General features: G+C 45.7%; 19 protein-coding genes. 13 read left to right on the forward strand and 6 right to left on the reverse strand.

Annotation, left to right across the window (positions count from 1 at the left end; translation table 11 throughout):
• Positions 1-63: 63 nt before the first annotated feature.
• The 13 genes from BUB59_RS07565 (at position 64) to BUB59_RS07625 (ending at position 16,197) form a co-directional block, all read left to right on the forward strand.
• Positions 64-1,470 (forward strand): lipopolysaccharide biosynthesis protein, encoded by a 1,407-nt coding sequence (locus tag BUB59_RS07565; RefSeq protein ID WP_200778811.1) that lies wholly within the window; start codon positions 64-66, stop codon positions 1,468-1,470.
• Positions 1,460-2,572 carry a DegT/DnrJ/EryC1/StrS family aminotransferase gene (locus BUB59_RS07570; protein ID WP_073227969.1) on the forward strand — a complete coding sequence of 371 codons (1,113 nt, stop codon included), beginning with the start codon at positions 1,460-1,462 and terminating at the stop codon, positions 2,570-2,572. The genes BUB59_RS07565 and BUB59_RS07570 overlap by 11 nt, the downstream gene beginning before the upstream one ends.
• Positions 2,573-2,595: 23 nt before the next feature.
• Positions 2,596-3,867, forward strand: a complete 1,272-nt coding sequence (locus tag BUB59_RS07575; protein ID WP_073227972.1) for an ATP-grasp domain-containing protein — start codon at positions 2,596-2,598, stop codon at positions 3,865-3,867.
• A 9-nt stretch (positions 3,868-3,876) separates the two neighbouring features.
• The gene (locus tag BUB59_RS07580) at positions 3,877-5,115 is read left to right on the forward strand and encodes an NAD/NADP-dependent octopine/nopaline dehydrogenase family protein (protein WP_073227975.1); all 1,239 of its coding nucleotides are present in this window, start codon (positions 3,877-3,879) and stop codon (positions 5,113-5,115) included.
• Positions 5,116-5,292: 177 nt separating this feature from the next.
• The gene (locus BUB59_RS07585) at positions 5,293-7,389 is read left to right on the forward strand and encodes a polysaccharide biosynthesis tyrosine autokinase (protein WP_073227979.1); all 2,097 of its coding nucleotides are present in this window, start codon (positions 5,293-5,295) and stop codon (positions 7,387-7,389) included.
• A gap of 12 nt (positions 7,390-7,401) precedes the next feature.
• Positions 7,402-8,793: an O-antigen ligase family protein gene (locus BUB59_RS07590; protein ID WP_073227982.1), complete on the forward strand. Its 1,392-nt coding sequence runs from the start codon at positions 7,402-7,404 to the stop codon at positions 8,791-8,793.
• Positions 8,780-9,859: a glycoside hydrolase family 5 protein gene (locus BUB59_RS07595; protein ID WP_073227984.1), complete on the forward strand. Its 1,080-nt coding sequence runs from the start codon at positions 8,780-8,782 to the stop codon at positions 9,857-9,859. The genes BUB59_RS07590 and BUB59_RS07595 overlap by 14 nt, the downstream gene beginning before the upstream one ends.
• A gap of 84 nt (positions 9,860-9,943) precedes the next feature.
• The gene (locus tag BUB59_RS07600; protein WP_073227987.1) at positions 9,944-10,954 is read left to right on the forward strand and encodes a hypothetical protein; all 1,011 of its coding nucleotides are present in this window, start codon (positions 9,944-9,946) and stop codon (positions 10,952-10,954) included.
• Positions 10,954-11,853 (forward strand): glycosyltransferase family 2 protein, encoded by a 900-nt coding sequence (locus tag BUB59_RS07605; RefSeq protein WP_073227990.1) that lies wholly within the window; start codon positions 10,954-10,956, stop codon positions 11,851-11,853. Before BUB59_RS07600 ends, BUB59_RS07605 begins: the two co-directional genes overlap by 1 nt.
• Before the next feature lie 33 nt (positions 11,854-11,886).
• Positions 11,887-13,068 (forward strand): glycosyltransferase family 4 protein, encoded by a 1,182-nt coding sequence (locus tag BUB59_RS07610; protein ID WP_073227993.1) that lies wholly within the window; start codon positions 11,887-11,889, stop codon positions 13,066-13,068.
• Positions 13,065-14,174, forward strand: coding sequence for a glycosyltransferase family 4 protein (locus BUB59_RS07615; protein ID WP_073227996.1), 1,110 nt, complete (start codon positions 13,065-13,067; stop codon positions 14,172-14,174). The genes BUB59_RS07610 and BUB59_RS07615 overlap by 4 nt, the downstream gene beginning before the upstream one ends.
• 37 nt (positions 14,175-14,211) lie before the next feature.
• The gene (locus BUB59_RS07620) at positions 14,212-15,300 is read left to right on the forward strand and encodes a glycosyltransferase family 4 protein (protein WP_073227999.1); all 1,089 of its coding nucleotides are present in this window, start codon (positions 14,212-14,214) and stop codon (positions 15,298-15,300) included.
• A 126-nt stretch (positions 15,301-15,426) separates the two neighbouring features.
• Positions 15,427-16,197: a WecB/TagA/CpsF family glycosyltransferase gene (locus tag BUB59_RS07625; RefSeq protein ID WP_073228002.1), complete on the forward strand. Its 771-nt coding sequence runs from the start codon at positions 15,427-15,429 to the stop codon at positions 16,195-16,197.
• Between the two features lie 12 nt (positions 16,198-16,209).
• Here BUB59_RS07625 and BUB59_RS07630 read toward each other — a convergent pair whose 3' ends face one another.
• From BUB59_RS07630 to BUB59_RS07655, 6 genes are all read right to left on the reverse strand, one after another.
• The gene (locus BUB59_RS07630; protein ID WP_073228005.1) at positions 16,210-16,722 is read right to left on the reverse strand and encodes a D-glycero-alpha-D-manno-heptose-1,7-bisphosphate 7-phosphatase; all 513 of its coding nucleotides are present in this window, start codon (positions 16,720-16,722) and stop codon (positions 16,210-16,212) included.
• 3 nt (positions 16,723-16,725) lie between these two features.
• Positions 16,726-17,430, reverse strand: a complete 705-nt coding sequence (locus BUB59_RS07635) for a nucleotidyltransferase family protein (RefSeq protein ID WP_073228007.1) — start codon at positions 17,428-17,430, stop codon at positions 16,726-16,728.
• Positions 17,431-17,442: 12 nt separating this feature from the next.
• On the reverse strand, positions 17,443-18,087 hold the full coding sequence (locus tag BUB59_RS07640; protein WP_073228010.1) for a D-sedoheptulose-7-phosphate isomerase: 645 nt from the start codon (positions 18,085-18,087) through the stop codon (positions 17,443-17,445).
• A 6-nt stretch (positions 18,088-18,093) separates the two neighbouring features.
• Positions 18,094-19,149, reverse strand: a complete 1,056-nt coding sequence (locus tag BUB59_RS07645) for a GHMP family kinase ATP-binding protein (RefSeq protein WP_073228012.1) — start codon at positions 19,147-19,149, stop codon at positions 18,094-18,096.
• A gap of 21 nt (positions 19,150-19,170) precedes the next feature.
• The gene (locus BUB59_RS07650; RefSeq protein ID WP_073228014.1) at positions 19,171-20,541 is read right to left on the reverse strand and encodes a nucleotide sugar dehydrogenase; all 1,371 of its coding nucleotides are present in this window, start codon (positions 20,539-20,541) and stop codon (positions 19,171-19,173) included.
• A gap of 130 nt (positions 20,542-20,671) precedes the next feature.
• Positions 20,672-23,476, reverse strand: a complete 2,805-nt coding sequence (locus BUB59_RS07655) for a CotH kinase family protein (RefSeq protein WP_073228016.1) — start codon at positions 23,474-23,476, stop codon at positions 20,672-20,674.
• Between the last annotated feature and the right edge of the window lie 40 nt (positions 23,477-23,516).

Below are 23,516 nucleotides of genomic sequence, written 5' to 3' on the forward strand. Positions count from 1 at the left end.
TTTCCTACTTTTTTGCGTATGCCATCTAAAAGCACTGTTATATCATCCCTATTCTGGAAATTCATGGAACGCGCCGGCGTACAAGTGATGCAGTTCGTCGTCACCATCGTCCTCGCTAGATTACTCGTTCCAGAACAATTTGGTCTTATCGCCCTTGTCGCTATTGTCATTTCCATTGCAGACGTTTTTGTACAAAGTGGCCTTGGCATCGCACTCATCCGCAAAAAAGAAGTCGACGACCTTGACTATTCTTCTGTTTTCTTCGCAAGCCTAACCATTGCCGCGGCCGTATATTCCATCATTTTTGTATCAGCGCCATTCATCTCGGACTTTTTCAATCAGGACGGGTTGACTCCGGTCATTCGCGTTTTGACGTTGACCCTGTTTATTGGAGTTTTTAGTTCCATACAGAACGCCTATGTTGCAAGGCATATGATGTTCAGGAAGCTCTTTTTCCGAGGGCTTTGCGCAACCATTCCCTCGGGAGCTTTAGGCATTCTCTTGGCCTATCAGGGCTTTGGCGTATGGGCTCTTGTAACTCAGCAATTGTCAAACGCGGCGTTTTCCGTTCTGGCCATGTGGATTACAGTTCCATGGCGACCCCACCTGCAATTTTCCTGGGAACGTCTAAAGACCTTATTTTCCTTCGGCTGGAAGCTCCTGGTTTCATCCCTCATTGACAATATCTACGACAAGATCCGAGCTCTTGTCATCGGCAAAATGTTTTCTTCCGCTGCGTTGGCATTTAATGATCGAGGGGACCAGTTTCCGAAATTGCTCATCACCAACATCAACAATTCCATTTCAGCAGTCCTTTTGCCGTCCCTTTCCGCCTACCAGGACGACAAGCCTCAACTGAAGAGACTGGCCCGACGTTCAATCGTTACTAGTTCCTTTGTCATTATCCCCATGATGACGGGCCTCGCCGTACTTGCCAAGCCGTTCGTATTAATTCTTCTTGGCGAAAAATGGCTCCCCTGCGTGCCCTTTATCCAGGCATACTGCTTTACCTACGCGCTTTACCCCATCCATTCCGCAAACCTCTCCGCGATTAACGCCATGGGACGTAGCGACATATTCTTGAAACTGGAAATCATCAAGAAAATCTACGGTTTCGCCTTGCTAGTGGGAAGCTACCTCTACTTCAAGACTCCTATTGGTTTGGCATACGGAGCTATGGTATCCGCAGTCATTAGCACCTTCGTCAACGCCTCTCCAAACAAAAAACTAATGGGATACAGTTACTTTGAACAGGTCAAAGACATCTGTCCCTCCTTCATCCTGGCGGCAGTGATGGCATTGGGAATGTATGGTTTCAGCCTAATTGAGATGAACCTACACGTTTCCTTTGTTTTGCAGATCATTTTGGGAATCATCGTATACCTCGGTTTAGCCAAAATATTACATTTAGAATGTTTCGAGTATATTATCAAAACGATTTTTGAACTTAGGAAAAAACATGGCCGATAAGCAAATCACAGTTACCTCCCCCCTCCTGCCGAAGCTGGACGATTTTATTCCCATGCTTCAGGACATCTGGGATAGAAAATGGTTGACTAACAACGGATTCTACCACAAGGAACTTGAGAAAGCTCTGGCAGACTATCTTGGAGTCAAGTACATCAGCTTATTTACAAACGGTACCCTCCCCCTCATTACCGCATTACAGGCGTTGAAGATTACCGGGGAAGTGATTACCACGCCTTACAGCTTCGTTGCGACAACCCACTCCATCTGGTGGAACGGTCTCAAGCCTGTTTTTGTAGACGTTGATGAAGAAACTGGCAATATCGATCCGGAAAAGATCGAAGCTGCCATTACACCCCATACTACAGCCATCATGCCCGTCCATGTTTACGGCACACCCTGTAACATGAAGCGCATCCAGGAAATCGCAGACATTTACGGTTTGAAAATCATCTATGATGCAGCGCATGCCTTCGGCGTCAAGAAAGATGGCGAATCCGTATTGAAGGCGGGCGATATGAGCACTCTCAGTTTTCACGCAACCAAGGTATACAATACTATCGAAGGCGGCGCCCTGGTCTGCCACGACGAAGCCACCAAGAAGCGTATTGATTACCTCAAGAACTTCGGTTTTGCCGACGAAACAACAGTTGTTGCCCCTGGCATCAACAGCAAGATGGATGAATTCCGAGCTGCATATGGTTTGTTGAACCTTAAGCAGGTCGACTCCGCCATCGAAAGTCGCAAGCACGTTGCAAAAGCATATCGTGCAGGTATCAAGGACGTTCCCGGCCTTCGTTGTCTCCAGGACATCGAAGGCGTTCATCACAATTATTCCTATTTTCCCATCTTCATCAACAAAGAATATGGAATGAGCAGAGATGAACTTTACGCAAAGCTTCGCGAAAACAATATTCTAGGCCGCCGTTACTTCTATCCCTTGATCAGCACATTCTCTGCCTACAAGGGCCTAGAATCTGCCAATCCTAAAAATCTTCCTGTAGCCCATAAGCTAGCAGACCAGGTTCTTTGCCTACCCATGTATGCAGGCTTAGAAGACAATTCTGTAGACAGAATCATTGACATCATTCAGAAAAACGCATAAGTCTTTCCATCGAGAATCTCGTCATGAAAAATTGCAATCTTCAAGGAAAAAAACTTCTCGTACTCGCTGGCGCAGACGTCCATATCAAGATCGTTAAAGCAGCCAAGGAATTGGGCGTTTACACAATCGTCACCGACTATTTAAAGCCAGAAGATTCTCCAGCAAAGCAAATTGCAGATGAATCCTGGATGCTGAGTATTACAGATGTAGACGCAATTGTGGAAAAATGTAAAGAAGCCCATGTGGACGGCGTTCTTGCATTCTGCATTGACCCTGCACAGATTCCCTATCAGCAAGTTTGCGAAAAATTACAGAAGCCCTGCTACGGAACAAAAGAACAATTCCAGACATTTACCAATAAAAGGCCTTTTAAGGACTTTTGCAAGGCTCACAACGTTGGAGTTATTCCTGAATACACTGTTGCAGACGTTGAAAACGACAATGTCAAATACCCTGTTCTGGTAAAGCCAACTGACAGTAGAGGCTCTAGGGGAATTTCCATCTGCAACAACAAGGACGAAGTTTATAAGGCTCTCGAAATCGCCAAGGCTGAATCCCATGACAACGGCGCCTTGATTGAACGCTATATGTATGGCAAACAGGACATGGCCTTTGCCTATATGGTTATTGACGGCCAGCCCTATTTGGTCAAAATTGGAGATCGAATTGTAGGCAAGGTTGAAGACAACCTGCAATGCCAACATATGGCGACAATTCTCCCCTCCAAGAACACCGAACAATTCAAAAGAGACATCGAGCCAAACATCATTAAAATGATTCAAGCCACAGGTATGAAGTTCGGCTCTTTATTCCTCCAAGGATTTTGGGAAGATGGACAGGTATTCATGTACGACCCTGGTTTAAGATTCCCCGGATCTGACTTTGACGTAGTCACTAAGGAAACCACCGGCTTTGACAGTATGAAGGCATTTGTGCATTTCGCCCTCACTGGCGATACCACTGCCCAGTATGGCAATCCGGAGATTGCCTACAACTATAATGGAGGAATTTGTCTTATTCTCTCCGTAGCAACACGTCCTGGCACAATTGCAACTTTCCAGGGAATGGATGTTATTGCAGCAAATCCCTGTGTAAGGGTCGCTAGTCAAAGATACCGCACTGGAGAAACCGTCCCCCAATCAGGCGACGTTAGACAAAGAGTTGCGGAATTTGTCGCATTTTTACCCAAAAGAGAAGAAGTTCAAAAATTCATTGACTTTGTGTATGAGAAATTAAGTATTTTAGACGAAAATGGAAACGACATGATTGTTTCCAAGGTTGTTTACACACATTAAAGGATTACTATGGCAAGAGATCTCTCTTATTTAGCAACCTGCCCCATTGCAGTTCTCGGAGCAGGTGCAGTCGGAAAAACAAGCGCAGCAGATTGTAAGCTGGCAGGACGTGAAGTTCGTCTTTACTCCAGAAGCAAAAAGTCCTTGGCTTATCTCGATAAAACCGGTATTTTGCTGGACGGCATCCAGAGAAACCTCTATGGTTTCGAAAGATCTGGCAGAGCACACCTAGACATGTACACCAATAACATGGCCGAAGCAGTGAAGGGCGCCAAGCTCATTTTGATGTCCATTCCTGCACTCGCCCACGAAGACTACCTCAAGGCTCTCGTTCCCTGCCTTGAAGACGGCATGGTCATCCATACATTTACCGACAACTACGCAAGCCTTCTGCTGCGCAAGTATATGCGAGAAATGGGTTGCACAAAGGACATTATCATCGGTGGCTGGAGTTCTGCACCTTATGGCACTCGCGTTGAAAAGGTTCAGGGTTTCTGGACAAACCATGTCGGCATCAAGTATCGTGCAATTTCTCTTCGTGGCGCATGCTTGCCCATGAAGGACATCGACGATTTCATGGAATCCGCAAAATATCTTCCCTGCATGGATTCTGTCACTAAGGGCGATGGTCCCACCAGAGGCGATACCATGATGGACATCGGATTCTCTAACGTGAACCCGGTCATCCACGTGCCTGCATCTCTTCTCGGCGTTTCCAGCATGGAAAACTGGTCTCTAGTTTACGGTAACGAACCGGATTCCTACTCCATGTACTCTCACGGACTTTGCCCCTCCATTTGTCGCGTTCAGTACCAGTTCTACCAGGAAGAATGCGCAATTGCAAAGGCAATGGGCATCGAAAGCCCCTTCTATTCTTACGAAATGTTCTTCTCCCGCCGCTCAATCCTTACTCAGGAATACATGGGTCTTGATGAAAACGGCAAGGATAACGTCGTGTTCCCGCTGGATAAGCCCTGCGACGAAGGCAACACCGGTCCGAACTCTATCGATCACAGATACATCACAGAAGACATTCCTGTGGGCTGTAAGATTTACCATGATCTCGGCGTTAAGTTCGGTGTCCCGACCCCCATCATTGACTCCATGATTATCCTTGGTGGTGCAATGCACGAAAAGAGCTTCTTTGAAAACACCAAGTACAATCTTGACTATCTCGGAATCGGCCATATGGATAAGGACCAGCTGTTGGACTACATGCGCAACGGCAACTACGTCGAAAAGAAGTAATTAACACAAAAAAACGACTTCTAGAAAACGGATGTACGACAACAACTTCGTACATCTGTTTTTTTTATTACCTTTCGCAAATTAAGCTTTTTTTGTAGTATTCATAAGACAATCCCTAATAAATGAAACCTCCGTTTTTCTATTTTTAGCCCGTTCAACTTTTCAGTGGAAGATATTATGGCCTCCCCAAAAAAGAAAGAAGACATTGATATTTTAGACTTGATTAAGACACAACTAAAGAACTGGTATATCATTTTACCTTGCGTCATTCTCGCAGGTATTATCGGCGTTGTCGTATCCATGTGGATTCGCCCCATCTACAAGGTGGACGCCCTTCTGCAAATTGAGTCTAAGAACAACAAAAGTATGGGCGTAATGGGAGGGCTTACCAACCTATTTGCCACATCCACTCCTGCAGAAACTGAAATTGAACTCATCAACAGCAGACAGATCCTTGGCGACGCAGTCGAAAAGATGCACTTGCAGTATTCTGCAAATCCCAAAAATGTCTTAGACCGTCTTCTCCAGAAGGAAGGTCGTATGGACATCAACCAGTTTGAAGTCCCCTGGGATAAGCTGCCTGCAGATGAAAAGACCGGTCCTTGGGTCGCAATCACAAAGGACAGCCTCTCCTTTGATCTGTACGACCACAAGGGCGCATTCGTCTTGACAGGTGTTCCCGGTCAGACCTACAAGGTTCCCTATGCAGGGGATTCAGTCACTTTTAGCGTATTCAAGATGAAGGTGAAGGCAAATCAGAAGTTCGAAATAAACAAATCCGAACGTCTTGACGCCATTGATGCATTTAGAGGAGCATTCGAGGTTAAGGAACGCGGTAAGAAAACCGGCATTCTCGAATTCAGCTATAAGGATATCTACCCAGATCGCGCCACAGAAATTCTGAACGAAGTCGCAAGCAGCTATCTGCAGCAAAATGTTGAACAGCGCAACGCAGAAGCCCAGAAGACTTTGGAATTCCTGGAAAAGCAGTTGCCGGAAATCAAGGCCCGTATGGACAGTTCGCTCTTGAAGTACAACACCTACCGTAACAAGGTTGGTTCCGTTGACATCAACGCAGAAACTAGAATCGTACTTGAACGCCGCACCAAGTTGCAGCAAGACCTATTGGCACTCCAACAGAAGAAGCAGGACGCCGTTAGACTTTTCCAACCGGAACACCCCACCGTAAAAACTTTGGAAGATCAAGAAGCAGCCCTCAAGCGTGAACTTTACAGCAACTCCAGCGAAGCCAAGAAGCTTCCCGCCACCCAGCAGGAAGTGTTGAAGATGACCAACGAAGTGGATATCAGCAAGGTCATGTACACCTCTATGCTGAACAACATCCAGCAGCTTAAGTTGGTTTCTGCTGGCGAAGTGGGTTCCGTCCGCATTATTGACTTTGCAGAACAGGTGACCCAGCCTGCAAAGCCCAACAAGAAGATGATTATCGTCGCATTCCTGTTCATGGGACTTCTACTGGGCTGTGCCATCGTCACCATCAAGAGTAAGTTCAGTAACGGAGTCCGCGATGCACACTTCATCGAACGAGAGACCGGATTCAGCGTCTACGCAAAAATTCCCAAGGGGAATCCTAACGGAACCAAGGGCACCCGTCCTCTAGCGGTGGTAGAACCTGATGACGTAGCAGTAGAATCCCTCCGTACCCTGCGCAGTTCTCTTGAATTCAGCATGGAAGACGGCGCACGCCAGATCATCGGCGTTAGCGGCCTTATCCCCGGCGTAGGAAAGAGTTTTGTGTCCGTTAACCTGGCAGCCCTCTGCGCAGGCCTTGGTAAAAAGGTAATCCTTATTGACGCAGACCTTCGCAAGGGCCGACTCCACAAGGAATTCGGCATTAAGCGCGGCAATGGTATCTCTCAAGTTCTACTCCACGAAGCAGAAATCAATGATGTCATCCACGCTACTGAAGTTGAAAATCTTTTTGTCATGCCTTGCGGCAACTCGCCGTCCAACCCGTCCGAGCTTCTGGGTTCCAAGCACTACACGAACCTGATTGAAGAATTGGAAAAACAGTTCGACTTGATTATTGTTGACACTCCGCCCATCATGCTCGTTACAGACGCATCCCTTGCCTGCAAGGTTGCCTCTCAAATTGTCATGGTCATTGAATACAACAAGCATAGCATTGACGCAATTCAGGATGGTATGAAGCAGCTACTGAAGGGTTCTCCGGACGCACACGCTAGTTTCGTCATCAACAAGTACGAACATAGTCATTCCGACGGTTACGGTTACAAGTACGGCAAGTATTAACAGTAACGTTATATGATTGCCTGGTTCGTAAACATCGCTATCATAGCCCTTGGTGTATACATACTCAAGGACATCAGGAAAGGATTCTGCGCGGCGCTTTGCGCCAGAATTCTTTTTCCTGAAGTGACCCGATTCCAGGCCTTCGGTGTCAATCTCGCTATTTACGACATTCTCATTGCGTTCTTAGGACTCTCTTTCCTGTGGTCCCTATACAAAAGAGAGTTCTCCGACTTTAAGGGGAAAAAACCTTCCGGCCTTATCTTCTTCATTATTTTCTATTACCTGTCTTCCTGCGTACTTATTTTCTTCTCTGCAGATTTGATCCCACAGGAAGAACAATTCAAGTGTTTTTTTAAGACAGCCTTCCAGGAAACCTTCTACCTAATCGTCGGTTACTATGCCTTACGCGATGCCGACAGGAAATTCTTTTTCAATTTACTGATTGCAGTAGCATGCGTTGCAGGCTTGTACGGAATCTACGCCTACATGACTAGCAGCAATCCCTATGTAATGTCCATTATCAGTTCGTTTTCCGTAGACAGTAACTACGACGAATTTCTTACTGAAGCTCGAGGCGCCCTGAAAAGCAGAACCTCTGGTACCTTGGCACATCCCCTCACCTGGGGTCAGCTCTGGGGACTCCTCTTTGCGTTTTATGCAGTTCTTTCACAGACAGACCAAAAACCTCTTTGGTTCAACATTGCGTTTTCAGGCTTAGCGTTGATCAACATTCTCTTGTGCGGAAGTAGAACTGCGCTGATATCTGCAATTGTATTCGGTATTTTCTTCTTCTTTTCAAGAGAAAGCGTCACCAGGTTTAAAATTCTGGCGGCAGCATTTATCTTCTTGATGGGAGTTCTAGCGCTTCCGATCAACGATTCAAAATACCCAGTCGTCACCTACATGAAATCAGCAATTTTCTTCTGGGATGATTCCTATTCCCGTTCTGCGGGGATTAACGGCAGTAATGCAGACATGCGCCTGGAACAGCTTGACGAAGTAGTCACTATTCTGGAAATGTTCCCTATGGGCGGATTAGGCTACAATTCAACAACCATCTTCGCCGACCACCCCCTATTCGATCGCATGCGCGGATTCGAAAGCGTAGCCTTTAGAAAGACCCTTGAACAAGGATGGTTGGGATTTCTGTGTTTCCTCATTAGCTTTGCCGGATTTGCCATCTGGTCCATTAGAAACACGTCAACAGGAAAAGAAAAACTTTTCATGGCAGGATACTTCGCCAGCTATATGGCCTCCATTCTTGTCACAGGCATTCAAAGCACTTGGTTCGTATTCCTGCTGTTGCCCCTGTTATATTCTTCCGGTAAGAATGAAGAAATTGAACTTATCGAAGAGGACTTAGAGGGTTCCAAAGACGCGGAAGAATTAGATGATCAAGACTAAGAGTTTTTTTTTACTCATCCTATTTTTCGCTATCGCGACATCAACGTTAAACGCAACGGAAACCTTTAACATTCGCCGCGGAATCAACTTAAGTGAGTGGCTAGAAAAAAATGAGGATCTAGACCAAAAAGAATCCGTCATCACCACCGCAGACATTGACAGTCTTAAGGCATATAATTTTGACCACATCCGCATTCCTATTCGCGAAGAAGTTCTTTTTGACGAGTCTTTAAAAGTTCGCCCCGAAATTTTCAACCTTCTGAAAAGCCGAATTGATTACTGCAAAAAAGTCGGACTGAAAGTCATTATAGACCTCCACGGCACACGGCTTTTTTCTTTCACAAATTCCAGCAATTCTCTTTTCAGCGAGCCCCAGCCCATCGATTCATTTTTGTCAATTTGGGAAAAGATTCAGGAGCTTTTCCGTGATTACCCAACAGACTTCCTTGCCTACGAATGTTTGAACGAACCCGCCGCCGCCAAGGATAAACATCATCTGTGGAATAACGTTCTTGCCAGATGGATTCCTTTTATTCGTAAAACCGAAAAGAATCGTTTTTTAATCATAGGGACGAACCGTGGCAACCAACTGTGGACGCTGAAGTTCTTAAAGTATCCCGAAGACAACCGTCTTATTCTGTCCATTCATTATTACTATCCCTTTAAATTTACCCATTTCCATCCCAACGACGCGATTGCCAAAGACTATGGCTTAAAAGCACACTATCCAGGAAAGGTCATCAACGATCAAGAGTATCGTAGAATTCCAAGTTCCCACAAAAAAGAATTCGACGAATACAGGGAATACTACGACAAGAACAAAATCTACGAAGACCTAAAGCAAGCCATCCTGTTTTCAAAAAAGCACAACATTCCGTTGAACATAGGAGAGTTCGGCTGCAGAAGGTTTGTGGATGACAAAGACAGACTCCAATGGTTCAGGGACGTGACAAGCCTCCTTAGAGAAAACGGGATTTCATACACCTTATGGGGATTGAACGGAGCTGGCTTTGGCATCAAGATTAACGGTGTTATAGACAAGCCGATGTTGGACGCAATTAAATAGATGATCCGGACATCCCGAAGTCCAATTTATTACATTTTGTAAAGAAGATACAGATAGCCCTTGCGCACCACTTTAGGTTGTTATATGAATTTAAATGAATCAAGCAAGAATGAAAAAGAGAGCTGCGCTCCAGTACTCATTCCCACCCTGTGTAGATTTGATCATTTCCAGCAGTGCATCGATTCCTTATCCCGTTGTAAGTGGGCAGACAAAACAGACGTGTACGTTGCCATTGACTATCCAACAAAGGAAGCGCATTGGGACGGTCACGACAAGATCAAGAACTATTTGGAAACGACCAAGTTTGAATTCAATTCACTTCATGTAATTGTTCGCGAGAAAAATTATGGTGTTGGCTGCGGAGGCAATCTCGAAACGTTACGTACCGAGATTCTCAAGAAATACGATAGTTACATCATGTCTGAAGACGACAATCTTTTCAGCCCTAATTTTTTAATTTTCATGAACAAAGGCTTGAAAAAATTTAAAGACGACAAGTCCGTCTTTGCAATCAATGGATACCGTCACTTCTATCCTGTAAAAAGAGCCTCTAACACGTTCTTCAGGCAGAACGTTGATTTTTCCGCATGGGGCTATGGAATATGGAAAGACCGATTCGAAAGTCTGCCCCCCTGTGATTATTTTCAGAAGAACTTTTCTTTCAAGAAGCTCTTTGAAATAAAAAAGAACCTAGGAAAGAACCGAGCGCTGAATTATTGGTCCTATTACTTCAAACCATTTGATTCCTGGTTTGATTCTGCATACGGAATTTACGCATTTTTGAAAGGTATGGACATCATTATGCCAGCAGAGGATTCCCTTGTTAGAAACATTGGCTGGGACGGTTCCGGCGAGCACTGCGACGCAAAGGATAGCTTGTCACAAAAGCACCTCAATCAAAAGATTTCAAGTCAATCTGATTTTGAGTTTGATGGAAGCGGTTTTGAATTCTACAAAGAGAACCGTGCCATTTTCAAAGATTTTTCCTACGCAAAAGTATCCAGTTTCTTTTTTTGGAAAAAGTTTTGCAAGTGGATTGTCAAGTACATCCTGGTAAAGCTGTCTATCATCAAGTTGAAATCCCCGGAGCAATAATGGACGTTTCAATCATCATTGTCACCTACAACACTCGACAGATGACTGCCGAGTGCATCGACAGTGTTTTCGAAAAAACTTCCGGAATTGATTTTGAAGTTATCCTTGTGGACAACGCATCTGCAGATGGTAGCAAGGAATTCTTCGAGAAAGATCAGCGAATTCGTTACATTTACAGTCCCGAAAATTTGGGATTCGGCAGAGCCAACAATAAAGGCGCAGAAGTTGCCAAGGGTAAGTATTTATTCCTTCTGAATTCAGACACGTTGCTAGAAAATAACGCCGTCAAGGAATTCTACGACTATATGGAACAGGCCGATAGCCAGACAGCTTGCTGCGGTTGCCTTTTAGTCAATAAGGATCATGAGAGAATTCATTCCTTCGGTTCCTTCCATACTCTGACCAACGCCATTGTGGAAAAGTGCTGGCCCCTAGACCGCTTCAAGATTTTGTTGAAGCTGGGAAAGTTCCCCAAATACGACAATCCTAAATTCGAGACTGACCAGGAAGCTTTTGAAGTACCATTTGCAACAGGTGCGGCACTGGTTGTAAGGAAAGAGGTTTCTGATAAGTACGGACTTTTCGATCCAGACTTCTTTATGTATTCCGAAGACATGGATCTCCAACATCGCTATTTTGAACACGGATTCAAAAGTGTCATTATCAGAACACCCCAGATTATCCATCTTTTCGGAATGAGTTCCAAGAAGGGGTCCGTCAAAAAAATCGAGATGAATTTCAAGAGTCTTTTTCTGTATATGAAAAAGCATTATTCTTTCGGCTACTACACCCTTTTCAGTTTGCTGTTCAAATCTCTTTATAGCATTTCCTTTTCCGTACGTCGCAGCTACACCTTAAAGGAAAAGTTTGCTCATATTAGATTCGTACAAAAACTATAATTACCCGAGATTAGACCCATACCGTTTTCGATCATGAAAAAGATTCTTTTTGACTTAACTAAAACGCAGCCGGTAAACGGAAGTAAATACCACGGTGGCGGAAAATACGGCCTCGAAGTATTCTATAAGTTGGCAGAAACTGCTCCGCAAAGCATCGTTGGCTTTTACAACGACGATCTCTTCATTGAAGAAAACGTCCTGAAGATTTGTCAAAAGAACAACATCCCGCTTATTAAGGCTTCAGAAAAATCCATCATGGATGCGGCCAAAGAGTGGGGCAAGGTCATTTACAGCCCCCTTTTCGATCCAATCTACAATACGGATCCTGAAGTAGAAGTAATCCTGACCATCCACGACATGCGTCCGCTAGAAATGGTGGGAGACACTTTCGAGAAGTTCTATAAGCACAAGCGAAAACTCGTTGGAACAATTCTGCTTAAACTTGGCTTAAGCAACCTGCGTCAGTGGCTAATCCAAAAGAAAAAGTTTGCCGACACCTTGCGTTCCCAGCGAGATATTTTTACCCACAAGAATTTCCACATCGTTACCGTTTCAGAACATTCCAAAAGTGCGATGCAGGCCTTTGTACCGACCTTGAATGACAAGGATGTGCAAGTCTATTATGCACCGTCCACCACCAAAAGCGATTTCGAAAGCAAGAACTGCAGTAACGAATACGGGAAGTACTATCTCATTGTCAGCGGCAATCGCTGGTTAAAGAACGGTGCGCGAGCCATGCTCGCCCTGGACCAGCTGTTTTCAGAACGTCCCGATTTTACTGGAAAGGTCGTCATTACAGGCTTATCCAACCTGAGTGACATCACCATTAAATTCAACAATCCAGAACGATTCATTTGCAGGGGCTACGTTGACGAAGACGAACTGGCAAGCCTGTATCAGAACGCCTACACCCTAGTCTACCCGTCCTTGAACGAAGGCTTTGGCTATCCTCCCATGGAAGCTATGCACAAGGGCTGCCCCGTACTTGCTTCGGCCACAGCATCTATTACAGAGATCTGCGGAGATTCTGTTATCTACTTCAACCCCTACTTGATTAACGAAATCAAGATGCGAATTCTCGCCTTGGAAAACCAGGACCTGAGAAACACAATCATTGCAAAGGGTTTTGCAAGAGAAAAGGAAATCCGCCAAAAGCAGAATAGCGACCTGGAAAAGCTTTGTTCCTACATTCTTTCCTTTGGAGAAGAACAATGAGAATTCTTGAATTAAGTCGCTGGTTAATTCCTGGTGGTGCAGAACGATTCATTGTAGATCTATCCAACGAATTAGCCAAGATTGAGGGAAACGAAGTCTGCATCTGCACTTACGTGCGAGAGGATGTTAAGAAAGCCGCTTTTTACAAGCCCGAGATTAGCCCCGCCGTTACCTACAGGAATCTGAATGGCAACCTGGGAAAGTTCAACCAGATTATCAATATTTTCAAGGTTCTGTTTTTCATTATGAAATGGAAGCCCGACGTGGTGCATTGCCACCTACAGGCTTTCAATATGAGTATCCTTCCCTGTTTGTTATTCCGCAAGATTAAGTTCGTCAACACGTTGCATAACGTTGCGGAAAAGAATATCAAGCCAGGCCTCGAAAAGAAGCTGAAGTCATTCCTGTATCGTCACGGAATGCAAGCCGTGACCATCTCCCCCATTTGCTACAGAAGCTTCTCGAATTATATGGGATTCAACAACACCGTCATGATTGATAACGGCTGCCGTGATATCCACAAGACAGAAGAATTCGAAAACGTCCGCAACGAGATCCAGTCCTACAAGAAGACTCCGAACACAAAGATTTTCATTAACGTCGCCCGATTTAGTCCTCAAAAGAACCACCCCTTGATGATCGAAGCATTTAACCGTCTCGCAGCAAAGGGCTATGATGTGGCCTTGCTCGTCATCGGTTCCTACGAAGACGATCCTCAGGTTTTTGAAAACATCAAGGCACTCATAAAAACAGAACGAATTCATCTGCTGGGTCACAAAAACAACGTTCCGGACTACCTGTACAACAGCGACGCATTCACCCTTTCGTCCAAATGGGAAGGCGCCCCCATATCGCTCCTAGAAGCAGCATTTGCAGGCTGCTACCCCGTATGCACTCCTGCAGGTGGTTGCGTAGACGACATCTGCTCCGAAGAATGGGGACTACTCTCCGAAGACTTCTCTATTGAGAAATACGAGGCCGCACTCATCAAGTTCCTGGAAAAGGACAACATCAAGCGAGATGAAATTTCCGCCTTGTACCAAGGCAAGTTTTCCATGAGAGCATGCGCTCAAAAGTACATGGACGAGTTTAATAAGTTAGGTTAAGTTTATCATGGACTCTTCTAAGCGTTGTTTATTTATCATGCCGTTGCTGTTTTGCGGAGGCTCCGAAAAACAGATTAGATTCCTTGTAGACGGTCTTTCCAAAAGAGGTTATCCCGTATCCGTCTATGTGGAATCCTCCGTCAAGGAATTAGCAAAGGACGAACAGGATTTCGTCCAGACACATTCCAACGTGTCCTTTGTTTTCGGGAACAGTTCCGTTGCCGCAACGAAAGACAAGAACCTCATTGTTAAGTACGCCGCTAAAATCACTTCGCTTTTAAAGATGATGATGTTGTTGCGTAAGGAAATCAAGAAGAACAAGGTCCAGCAGGTAATGGTCACAAACCTTACTGGTCTCATGTTGCTGTTTTTCTTCAAGTTTTATCACTGCGAAGTCATCTATAACGAGCGTAATCCAGGGGACGCCGTAACCAGCTTTATGTGGAGAAGATTCCTGCTGAAGCGTTGCAATCAGCTGGTGTGTAATTCAAAGGCGGCCTCCCAAATCATGTCCCAGCGGCTGAAACGACCTGTTCCCGTCATCAACAACGGGGTCAAGCTTCAAGACTTTTCTCCCTGCCAGCAAAATGAGGGACCTTACCAAATTCTTGTTCCTGCCAGAATTTCAAAAATCAAGAACCAGAAGGTGATTATTGAAGCCATCGCAGAACTAAAGGACGAGTTTAACTTCCAGGTCATCTTTGCAGGTACTGTAGAAGACAATCAGTACTATGAAGAGCTTCTAAAGCGTTGCGACCAGCTGGATATCAAGAAATACGTGAAATTTATTGGATTCACATCCAACATCAAGCACTACTACCTGAATTCACAATTGCTGATTTTAGCATCCTACGAAGAAGGTACCCCCAACGTACTTCTTGAGTCCTATATGTACGGAGTGCCTGTTCTGGCCTCCAATATTCCCATGAACGCAGACTGCATATTGAGAAAGGACCTTTTATTCTCAACGGATGATTCCAAGGAACTCGCCTCGAAAATAAAGCAATCGATGAAAAGATCCAGCGAGGAAACCTTAAATATCCTCAAGGAAAACAGAGATTTCGTCGTAAACAACTATGGTGAGGACCGAATGGTATCTGACTATGTCAAGATCCTGTTCAATTAGTCACACATTTCCAAAACGAAATTGACAATCCAGACCCCAAAAGGTATATTTCGTAGACCGCAGCAATGCGGTTCCTAACTGATTGGTTTTGCGTAACGTTGTATTTTGGAGAGTCTAGCAAGAGTCATGAATAAGCCATTTATCAAGATTCTGAATACTCGCATAGATAATTATACTGTGCAAGAATTGTTGGAGAAGTTGAACAAGGGTGTTCTTGTTACTCCAAACGTAGATGACGTCATGATTCACCAAAATGACGAAGAATTCCACAAAATGGCAGACCAGGCAGAGTTTTCCGTCTGTGACAGTAGAGTTCTTATGCTGGTATCCAAGCTTAGGGGATTAAGCCTTAAGGAAACCATTCCTGGATCCAGCTTCTTCCCGAAGTATTGCGATTACCATGCCAAAAACGAAAACATCAAGGTATTCCTTCTTGGTGCAAGGGAAGGCGTCGCAGACATCGCCAAGGAACGAATCAACAAGAGAGTTGGAAGAGATATCATCGTCGGTACCTATTCCCCGCCGTTCGGTTTCGAAAAGAGTGACGAGGAATGCGCTAAGATTCTTGACATCCTGAAGGCTTCTCCTGCTAACGTGGTTCTCGTTGGTCTCGGCAATCCGAAACAGACCAAATGGATTTACAAGTACAAGGACCAGCTGCCTAACATCGATGTGTTTATGGCATTAGGAGCGACCATCGACTTTGAGGCTGGAAACATCAAGAGAGCTCCTAAGATTTTCCAGAAACTGGCCTTGGAATGGCTATACAGACTTATTTGCGAACCCAAGAGACTGTGGCGACGCTACTTCATCAAGGACATGCCGTTTTTCAAGCAGTTCTTTAAGCAGATGATTGGCAAATACCAGGATCCCTGGGCAAAAAAAGAAGAAGGCTAAAAGCCTTCTTTTTTATTGGATAACGTATTTATACTCGGATCCCTCTTTCTTTAGGGAATCCACTTTTATGCCGGCAATGCCGCTATTCTTGGCAAATTCCATATCCACGTCGCCATCACCGAGCATTAGGCATTTAGACGGATCCACGTCGGGGAAATCCCTAAGGATATCATCGAACATGCCACGTCCTGGCTTACGCCTTACATCCTCTTCCGTCAAGGCAGAACAGAAATAGATCTTATCAATCCGACCGCCATGACTTGCAATTTCAGCACACATCCTTGCATGGATATCTGCAAGATCTGCTTCGGAATACTTGCCCTTGCCAATGCCACGCTGATTCGTCACAATGAAGATATGCTTGAAATGCTGGGCAAATTTAGCCAAGGCCTCAAACGTGCCCGGGATAAATTCGAAGTCAGACCATTTACGGACATAGTCGCCAATAATATGGACGTTGATCGTCCCGTCGCGATCCAACAGCAAGGTGTCGTAACCGGAAATGTCAATATCTATGAGCTTCATGGATTAAAACAAGGAATCAAATTCAGCATCGGCCTTGCGGTAATCTTCGGGAATGCCAATGTCAATAAAATAACCATTCTGGACAAGGCCCGCAATATTACCCGCTGCACATTGTTTTTCCAGCACTGCAGTTTCGAAGGAGAACTTTTGGGGCAATCCCTCAAAAATATTCGACTTCGTGGAGACAAGGTAGACGCCGCCATTAATAAGACCTTCTTCGCAGTGTTTCTTCTCGTTAAAAGCAGATACTGCACAAGACTTTTCATCATAAACGACGGTACCATAACGATCAAAATTCTGCATAGGCTTAAGAGCCAGTACAATATCCTTTTCTACGGAATCGTACAACTTCTTCTGTTCATTCAGATCCACATCAAAGAAGGTATCGCCATTCAGGACAAAAGCGCAATTGCCCTGAACCTTGTCAAGAGCCAGCTTAATACCACCTCCGGTACCTAGAGGCTCTTCCTCTACAGCATAGTCAAATTCAAAGGGAAATTCAGCCTTGTTTTCGTCAATCCATTTAAAGATGACTTCACGAAGATAGCCGACACTGAGGACAACTCGAGACACGTCATATCGAGTCAAGTACTTCAGAAGATACCACAGGAATGGTTTACCGGCAACAGTCGCCATACACTTAGGGACTTCACTTACAACGCTACGAAGCCTTGTTCCAAGGCCACCGGCCAAAACCACAACTTCCATAAAAGGACCTATTTAAAAGAATCTTTCTTCGAGCATCAAACAGAGGCAATGATAAACAGGAAGATGCAATTCCTGAATCATGAAGGTTTCCTTCTGAGGAACACGGATGCAAACGTCGGACATTGCAGCCAACTTGCTTTCCCGTTCACCCGTAAGTCCAACCACCTTCAGACCCTTTGCCTTTGCAACGGTAGCGGCATAAAGAATATTCTTGCTATTACCAGAAGTAGAAATGCCAAGGAATACATCCCCGAAAACGCCATAGCCATTGACTTGTTGAGCAAAGCAAAGCAGTGGTTCACAGTCATTCATATAGGCGGTGGTCAATGCCGAATGTCCATCGAGTGCGATTGCAGGAAGTGCCCCCTGCAAAGCATTAGAAAGAACAGAGCCCAATTCCTCATTTGCTTCAAGCAAGGATTTTGAATATTCCGCACTAATCTTTCTGGGCTTAACAAAGCCCTTCATTAACTCACCAACAATATGTTCCGCATCTGCAGCAGAACCGCCATTGCCAGCAATGAGAAGTTTGCCTCCATTGGCAAAAGCTTTTTCCAGTACGGAATAAGCATTTGCAATATCCTCACGGCAAACAGCCAAACTCGGATACCTGGCAATCAAGCTTTCCAGATGCTTATAAACGTTTTCTTCAATCATTATCGTCTAGTACTTTAACGAATTGACGTTGTCCGTCTCGTAAATTTTCCAGCCGTGAGCACCACCGTCAGTAAAGTTAAAGGGCATGGTAAAGCCATCCAGCTTTCTGAGAGCATCAACGACTTCTTTTTTGCGAGTAGGTTCAACAAAGAACATGATGAAGCCACCGCCACCGGCACCGCTAACCTTACCAGCCTTTGCACCTGCTGCAGTAGCAACTTCAAAAGCTTCCTCGATAACCGGATTGGTAATGGCATTAGCCATTTTTTTCTTGTCTTCCCAGTTCTGGCCAAGCACCTTACTAAAGGACTGCATGTCACCCTTCAAGACAGCAAGCTTCATATCCACCGAGCCTTGCTTAATTCGATGCATTGCTTCCACGGACTTTGAATTACCGCTTTCCGTATTCTTTTTCTGCTCATCAATAATCTGGGCAGATGAACGGCTTCTTCCAGTAAAGTAGAGAACCATGGATGCTTCAAGTTCATCCACAATCCAACGCTTGATCTTAAGGGGGTTCACGATAACAACATCGTTCGGCAGAAATTCCATATAATTGAACCCGCCAAACGCTGCAGCATACTGATCCTGTTTTCCTCCACTTAGGCCAAGATCCTTACGTTCGATTTCGTAGGCAAGACGGGCAATTTCATAATCACCCAGAGGGAGGCCAAGCCATTCAACAAAGGCCTTTAGAATACTGACAACCATGGTAGACGATGTTCCCAGGCCAGAACCTGCGGGAGCATCATTGTAGGTCGTTATCTTAAAAGATTTCAGAGGGATGTCGAAGTCACGAACTACACGATTGTAGGTGCCCTTAATTAAGTCCCCCTTCCCGTTGGTGGGAATCTCTTTAGCTACAGGATAAGATTCAAAGCAGTCACTATCATGACCCTGAATCGTAATCATGCCGTCGTCAGTTTCTTCAATAGTGGTATATGCGTACAAATTGATTGTTGCATTTAAAACAAGTCCACCATAAATATCACTATAAGGAGACACATCGCTACCGCCTCCGGCAAGACCGAGACGAAGAGGTGCTTTACTGCGAATAATCATGAGCAAATCCTTAAAGAGCCTTTATTCCGCCTTACCCTTACCAATGCTGGTCACTTCAAAGCCAATCTTACGAAGGGCATCAGCATCCAGGATGTTACGACCATCAAATACGAAAGCGGGCTTAGCCATGGAGGCGAAGATGCGCTTCCAATCCAGTTCAGCGAAGCACTTCCATTCGGTGCAGACCACCACAGCGTGTGCGCCCTCGGCTGCCTTGTAGGCATCTTCTTCGAACTGGACCTGATCCAGCACGTCCTTCAGGTCGCGCTTGGCATCAGGGATAGCCTTGGGGTCAGTGACGACCGGCACTGCATGTTCGGCCAGCAAATCGCGAACCACCAGGTTAGCGGGGCTTTCGCGAGTGTCACCGGTGTTTGCCTTGAAAGCAAAACCAAAGACTGCGATCTTCTTGCCTGCGATGGTATTGAACATGGTTTCCAGCATGCGGTCCACCACACGATGGGTCTGCCATTCGTTAATCTTCACAACGCTTTCCCAGTAGGCAGCAACTTCGGGCAGGCCGTAGTAGCCACACAGGTACACCAGGTTCAAGATATCCTTCTTGAAGCAGGAGCCACCGAAACCGATGGAAGCCTTCAGGAACTTAGGTCCGATACGTTTGTCCTTGCCCATCACATAGGCGACTTCGTCCACATCGGCGCCGGTACGTTCGCAGAGGGCGCTGATAGAGTTAATGGAGCTAATACGCTGGGCCAAGAAGGCGTTTGCAGTAAGCTTGGTAAGTTCGGAACTCCACAGATTGGTAGTCAGGATGCGATCACGGGGAACCCAGTGGGCATAGACATCCACAAGTTTCTGGCAGGCAGCCAGGCCGGATTCAGTCTGGTGGCTACCGATAAGAACACGGTCCGGTTCGAAAAGGTCCTGAATGGCAGTACCTTCGGCCAGGAATTCCGGGTTGGAAAGGACTTCGAAATGGAGGCCCTTGTCGTTAGAATTCAGGATTCGTTCCATGGCAGCTGCGGTACGGACAGGCAGCGTGGACTTTTCCACGATGATCTTGCCTTCGTCGGCGATGTCCAGAATGTTGCGAGCAGTCTTTTCCCAGTACTGAAGGTCAGAGGCCTTACCGGCGCCATGACCAAACGTCTTGGTGGGAGTGTTTACGGAAACGAAGATAATGTCAGCTTCCTTGATGGCAGCCGGAATATCGGTACTGAAGAACAAGTTGCGGCCACGGGCACGCTTTACCACATCATCCAGACCAGGTTCAAAAATAGGCAGGTTTTCGCTGTTCCAGGCATCAATACGAGACTGGTTGATATCCACAACAGTCACTTTAACATCGGGGCACTTGTCGGCGATAACAGTCATAGTGGGGCCACCGACATAGCCCGCGCCAATGCAAAGAATCTTAGTAGTAAAACTCATAATGGTTATAATGTAGATAATTTCTAAAATAGAGATTTTCAAAAATTAGAAATGCCGTCTAATCTCAATTACAATAAGGTTTTATTTCATCTTTTTCGTTCTCTAGACGTTCTCTCTAGACGCAGAAATGTTATCTAAAAATTGCATTCAGGGAACTGACTTCTCCAGGCATAATTATTCTTGTAGGCGATGTTACTCCATCGCTCCAATTTGAGAAAACACGACCACCGGATTCCACCGCGGATATTTCCACAGGGAGCCCTTCAAAGAAGTTTATTTCCATAGGTGAAACATCTAGGGCAAGCCCGTGAACAGCAATGGTTCCGCCTCCAGAAACAGACAGAGTAACAGGAGCCCGCGAACCCAAAGCAAAGTATTCCTGCAGTTCGCTTTGGATAATTCCGGGACGTTCCTTGGCAAAATTCTTGATGTTATTTAAGGACGTGGTCATCCACTTGGAATTTCGGTCCCAAGCTTTCTGATCGCGTTCAATTTCAGAACTAATATCACCCATCAGCTTATTGATTCGAGCAGTCACTCTAGAGCTTTCAAAATTCATCACAAGCAGAACGGCCATGCGGTTTATAAAAGCACTTCTGAAGCCATCGTTTTCCAGGAGTCTACGCAACAACAACGTGGATTCAGGGCCATTAGGCCAGGACTCCCCATCTTCTGCAGTAGCAAACTCAAAAATGTTGTTCTTATAGCTACTCATTCCAGAACCAAAGCCAAAATCGGTGTCGTAGATGAACCATTTCCACTGGGTTTTAGGATTGCTGCAACGCCACTTTTTCAGGTTATTGCTGGGCCAGTCACGGTTGTCAATAAACAGTTCCGACAAGACGTAATTGATGAAATTGCCTACGTCAATCTGGGCGGCAACCTTTTCGTAATTTGCGTCGTCATCCAGATGGGCGGATTCCAGCCAATCCATCATGGCCTGGTATTCCGTAGAGGACCCGTTGGAAGCGGAATTATCCGCCTTCAACAAGTCAATGGACTTGGGATCCATTCCATAATGGGTTTCGAAATAATATTCCGTAGAACGTTCACGAATGTTATGGATTCCATAGTATTCGCCGTTATAGTACACGATGGAAGCTCGTCCTCGCTGGTAATCTACCCCAAGGCCTTCCGTAATGGAAGAAGCCAGCATGTCGCGAATATAGTCGTTTCCGTTATTGCTGCCGTTATCCCGAAGAACAAATCCCTTGAAGGATTTCAGCTCCGGAAATCCCGGGAACAAGGGATATTTCAAACGTTTATCGCCGTATTTTTCCCTGAAGGTGATGGCCACGGATTTTTTCTCGTTCATGCGGCTGTAATTACCGAATATTTCAAGACCAGCATCTTTCGCAAACGCAGGCTGATTTACTCCTGCTTCAATCAATTCAACAAAGACGGGGATTTCCTTATCCAGCCAGTAGTTGGCACCATAGTGAGGTTCCGCAGTCTGTGCAAAATTGCCTTCCATATAGATGCCTGTATCCGGATTAAACATGGAGCCCGGATCTACGGTAACGAATACGGCGGGAACAGCAGGAGCCTTTTCAAAAATGTAGGTGCGATTCAGCAGTTTACCTGGCATGGCTCCTGGAACAAAACTGCCGCAGCGAACGGTCGTGTTTTTATCAAAGCCAAGTACCGTTATAAGAGGGCTTTCTTCGGTAGGAGCTTTTCCACCTAGCTCACAACGGATCGCATAACCTTCGGGAAAATTCACCACAAAAGGTGCCTGATAAAAACCGGAGGGCGGCAGTTCCGTCAGGGTATCCAGCGCAGGGGATCTCACGGGATAAACCTCCCCAACGCTTAATCCGTAGGGAGACGGTTCCGCAAAGCCAAAGCCGGCTGTTCCATTCACAGAACCGTAGGACCAGCTTTTCCCAGCAGGAATTTCCGGATAAGTGAGTGAATCCATCAGGAAGCCGTTTTCGTCCAGCAGGAACAAGGCTCCGCCGGTCTTTTTCGCCTTGAAGGAAGCGTGGGGTTCATGACCTCGATTGCGGGCGATGTAACTGAAGATCTTTACAGAGACTTCCTGAGATTCCTTGGACTCGGGACTCATGCGGGTGCCGTAAATATTTGCAAGGTCCGGGAATGTAGTCCCAGCGGGAAGAGAAACGCGATACACCGTAGAAGAGTCTCCCGTTCCTGTTAGGACGATTTCATATCCTTTCCAGTCGTCCATATCGGGCTGGGTCAATCGGAAAGAAACCTTGCGGTCCTTGGTAATGTAGGCGTTCATAAGAATTTCATTAGCGCCGGAAATATCCACCACGTCTTCGGGATCCGTAGAGCCAGTTCCAATCATGACAGAAATGGAAGACCAACCCAATTCCTCGTTGTCCCCCAGTTTCATCACCGCACCACAGCGACGTTTTCCATCTTCCTTGAAACAAAGTTTCTTCTGGCCAGGCAGGGGATCGGCGTAACTGAAGCCAGCCACATCCTCATTCTGGGAATCGGTCCAGCTCCAATATCCCGGGCCAATCATTTCCGTGGAATCGGTCGGAGCCACATAATCCTTTAGGTCCTTGCCGGACAAGAACACCACCATAAAACCCTGGGCAGGGACCACCACGTTTCCGAAAGTCCACTTGGTGGGCTTATCCAGAGAATTGGTCAAGTATTTTCCAGCAAGGTTCACCGGTTCGTCAGAAGTATTGAGGATTTCAATCCAGCTACCATCCCCACCTTCATGATCCTCATACACCAAGTTGGTGGGATCTACTTCCGTAAACATCAAAGGACCACCCACATAAGGCACGTTTATGGAAGAGCTCGAGGAACTATTAGAGTTGCTCGGCAACGAAGGTTTACTTGCTCCATCATCGGAACAGGCGGAAAGTCCTAATGCACCAAAAGCCAGGCAAGCAGAGGCTAACCCGGCATAGGATTTCCGAAGTAAAGCAGTCTTTAGATCACATCCCATACCATCAAATATACTCGCTATTTGAAGCGGGAGTCCTTAC

This window comes from Fibrobacter sp. UWEL, assembly GCF_900142535.1.
Lineage (GTDB): Bacteria > Fibrobacterota > Fibrobacteria > Fibrobacterales > Fibrobacteraceae > Fibrobacter.

Coding starts and splice junctions, on each gene's coding strand:
- BUB59_RS07615 (WP_073227996.1), top strand. CDS start 13,065: ATGAGAATTCTTGAATTAAGTCGCTGGTTAATTCCTGGTGGTGCAGAA.
- BUB59_RS07605 (WP_073227990.1), top strand. CDS start 10,954: ATGGACGTTTCAATCATCATTGTCACCTACAACACTCGACAGATGACT.
- BUB59_RS07565 (WP_200778811.1), top strand. CDS start 64: ATGGAACGCGCCGGCGTACAAGTGATGCAGTTCGTCGTCACCATCGTC.
- BUB59_RS07655 (WP_073228016.1), bottom strand. CDS start 23,476: ATGGGATGTGATCTAAAGACTGCTTTACTTCGGAAATCCTATGCCGGG.
- BUB59_RS07585 (WP_073227979.1), top strand. CDS start 5,293: ATGGCCTCCCCAAAAAAGAAAGAAGACATTGATATTTTAGACTTGATT.
- BUB59_RS07610 (WP_073227993.1), top strand. CDS start 11,887: ATGAAAAAGATTCTTTTTGACTTAACTAAAACGCAGCCGGTAAACGGA.
- BUB59_RS07595 (WP_073227984.1), top strand. CDS start 8,780: ATGATCAAGACTAAGAGTTTTTTTTTACTCATCCTATTTTTCGCTATC.
- BUB59_RS07625 (WP_073228002.1), top strand. CDS start 15,427: ATGAATAAGCCATTTATCAAGATTCTGAATACTCGCATAGATAATTAT.
- BUB59_RS07635 (WP_073228007.1), bottom strand. CDS start 17,430: ATGGAAGTTGTGGTTTTGGCCGGTGGCCTTGGAACAAGGCTTCGTAGC.
- BUB59_RS07570 (WP_073227969.1), top strand. CDS start 1,460: ATGGCCGATAAGCAAATCACAGTTACCTCCCCCCTCCTGCCGAAGCTG.
- BUB59_RS07630 (WP_073228005.1), bottom strand. CDS start 16,722: ATGAAGCTCATAGATATTGACATTTCCGGTTACGACACCTTGCTGTTG.
- BUB59_RS07645 (WP_073228012.1), bottom strand. CDS start 19,149: ATGATTATTCGCAGTAAAGCACCTCTTCGTCTCGGTCTTGCCGGAGGC.
- BUB59_RS07580 (WP_073227975.1), top strand. CDS start 3,877: ATGGCAAGAGATCTCTCTTATTTAGCAACCTGCCCCATTGCAGTTCTC.
- BUB59_RS07575 (WP_073227972.1), top strand. CDS start 2,596: ATGAAAAATTGCAATCTTCAAGGAAAAAAACTTCTCGTACTCGCTGGC.
- BUB59_RS07650 (WP_073228014.1), bottom strand. CDS start 20,541: ATGAGTTTTACTACTAAGATTCTTTGCATTGGCGCGGGCTATGTCGGT.
- BUB59_RS07620 (WP_073227999.1), top strand. CDS start 14,212: ATGCCGTTGCTGTTTTGCGGAGGCTCCGAAAAACAGATTAGATTCCTT.
- BUB59_RS07600 (WP_073227987.1), top strand. CDS start 9,944: ATGAATTTAAATGAATCAAGCAAGAATGAAAAAGAGAGCTGCGCTCCA.
- BUB59_RS07640 (WP_073228010.1), bottom strand. CDS start 18,087: ATGATTGAAGAAAACGTTTATAAGCATCTGGAAAGCTTGATTGCCAGG.
- BUB59_RS07590 (WP_073227982.1), top strand. CDS start 7,402: ATGATTGCCTGGTTCGTAAACATCGCTATCATAGCCCTTGGTGTATAC.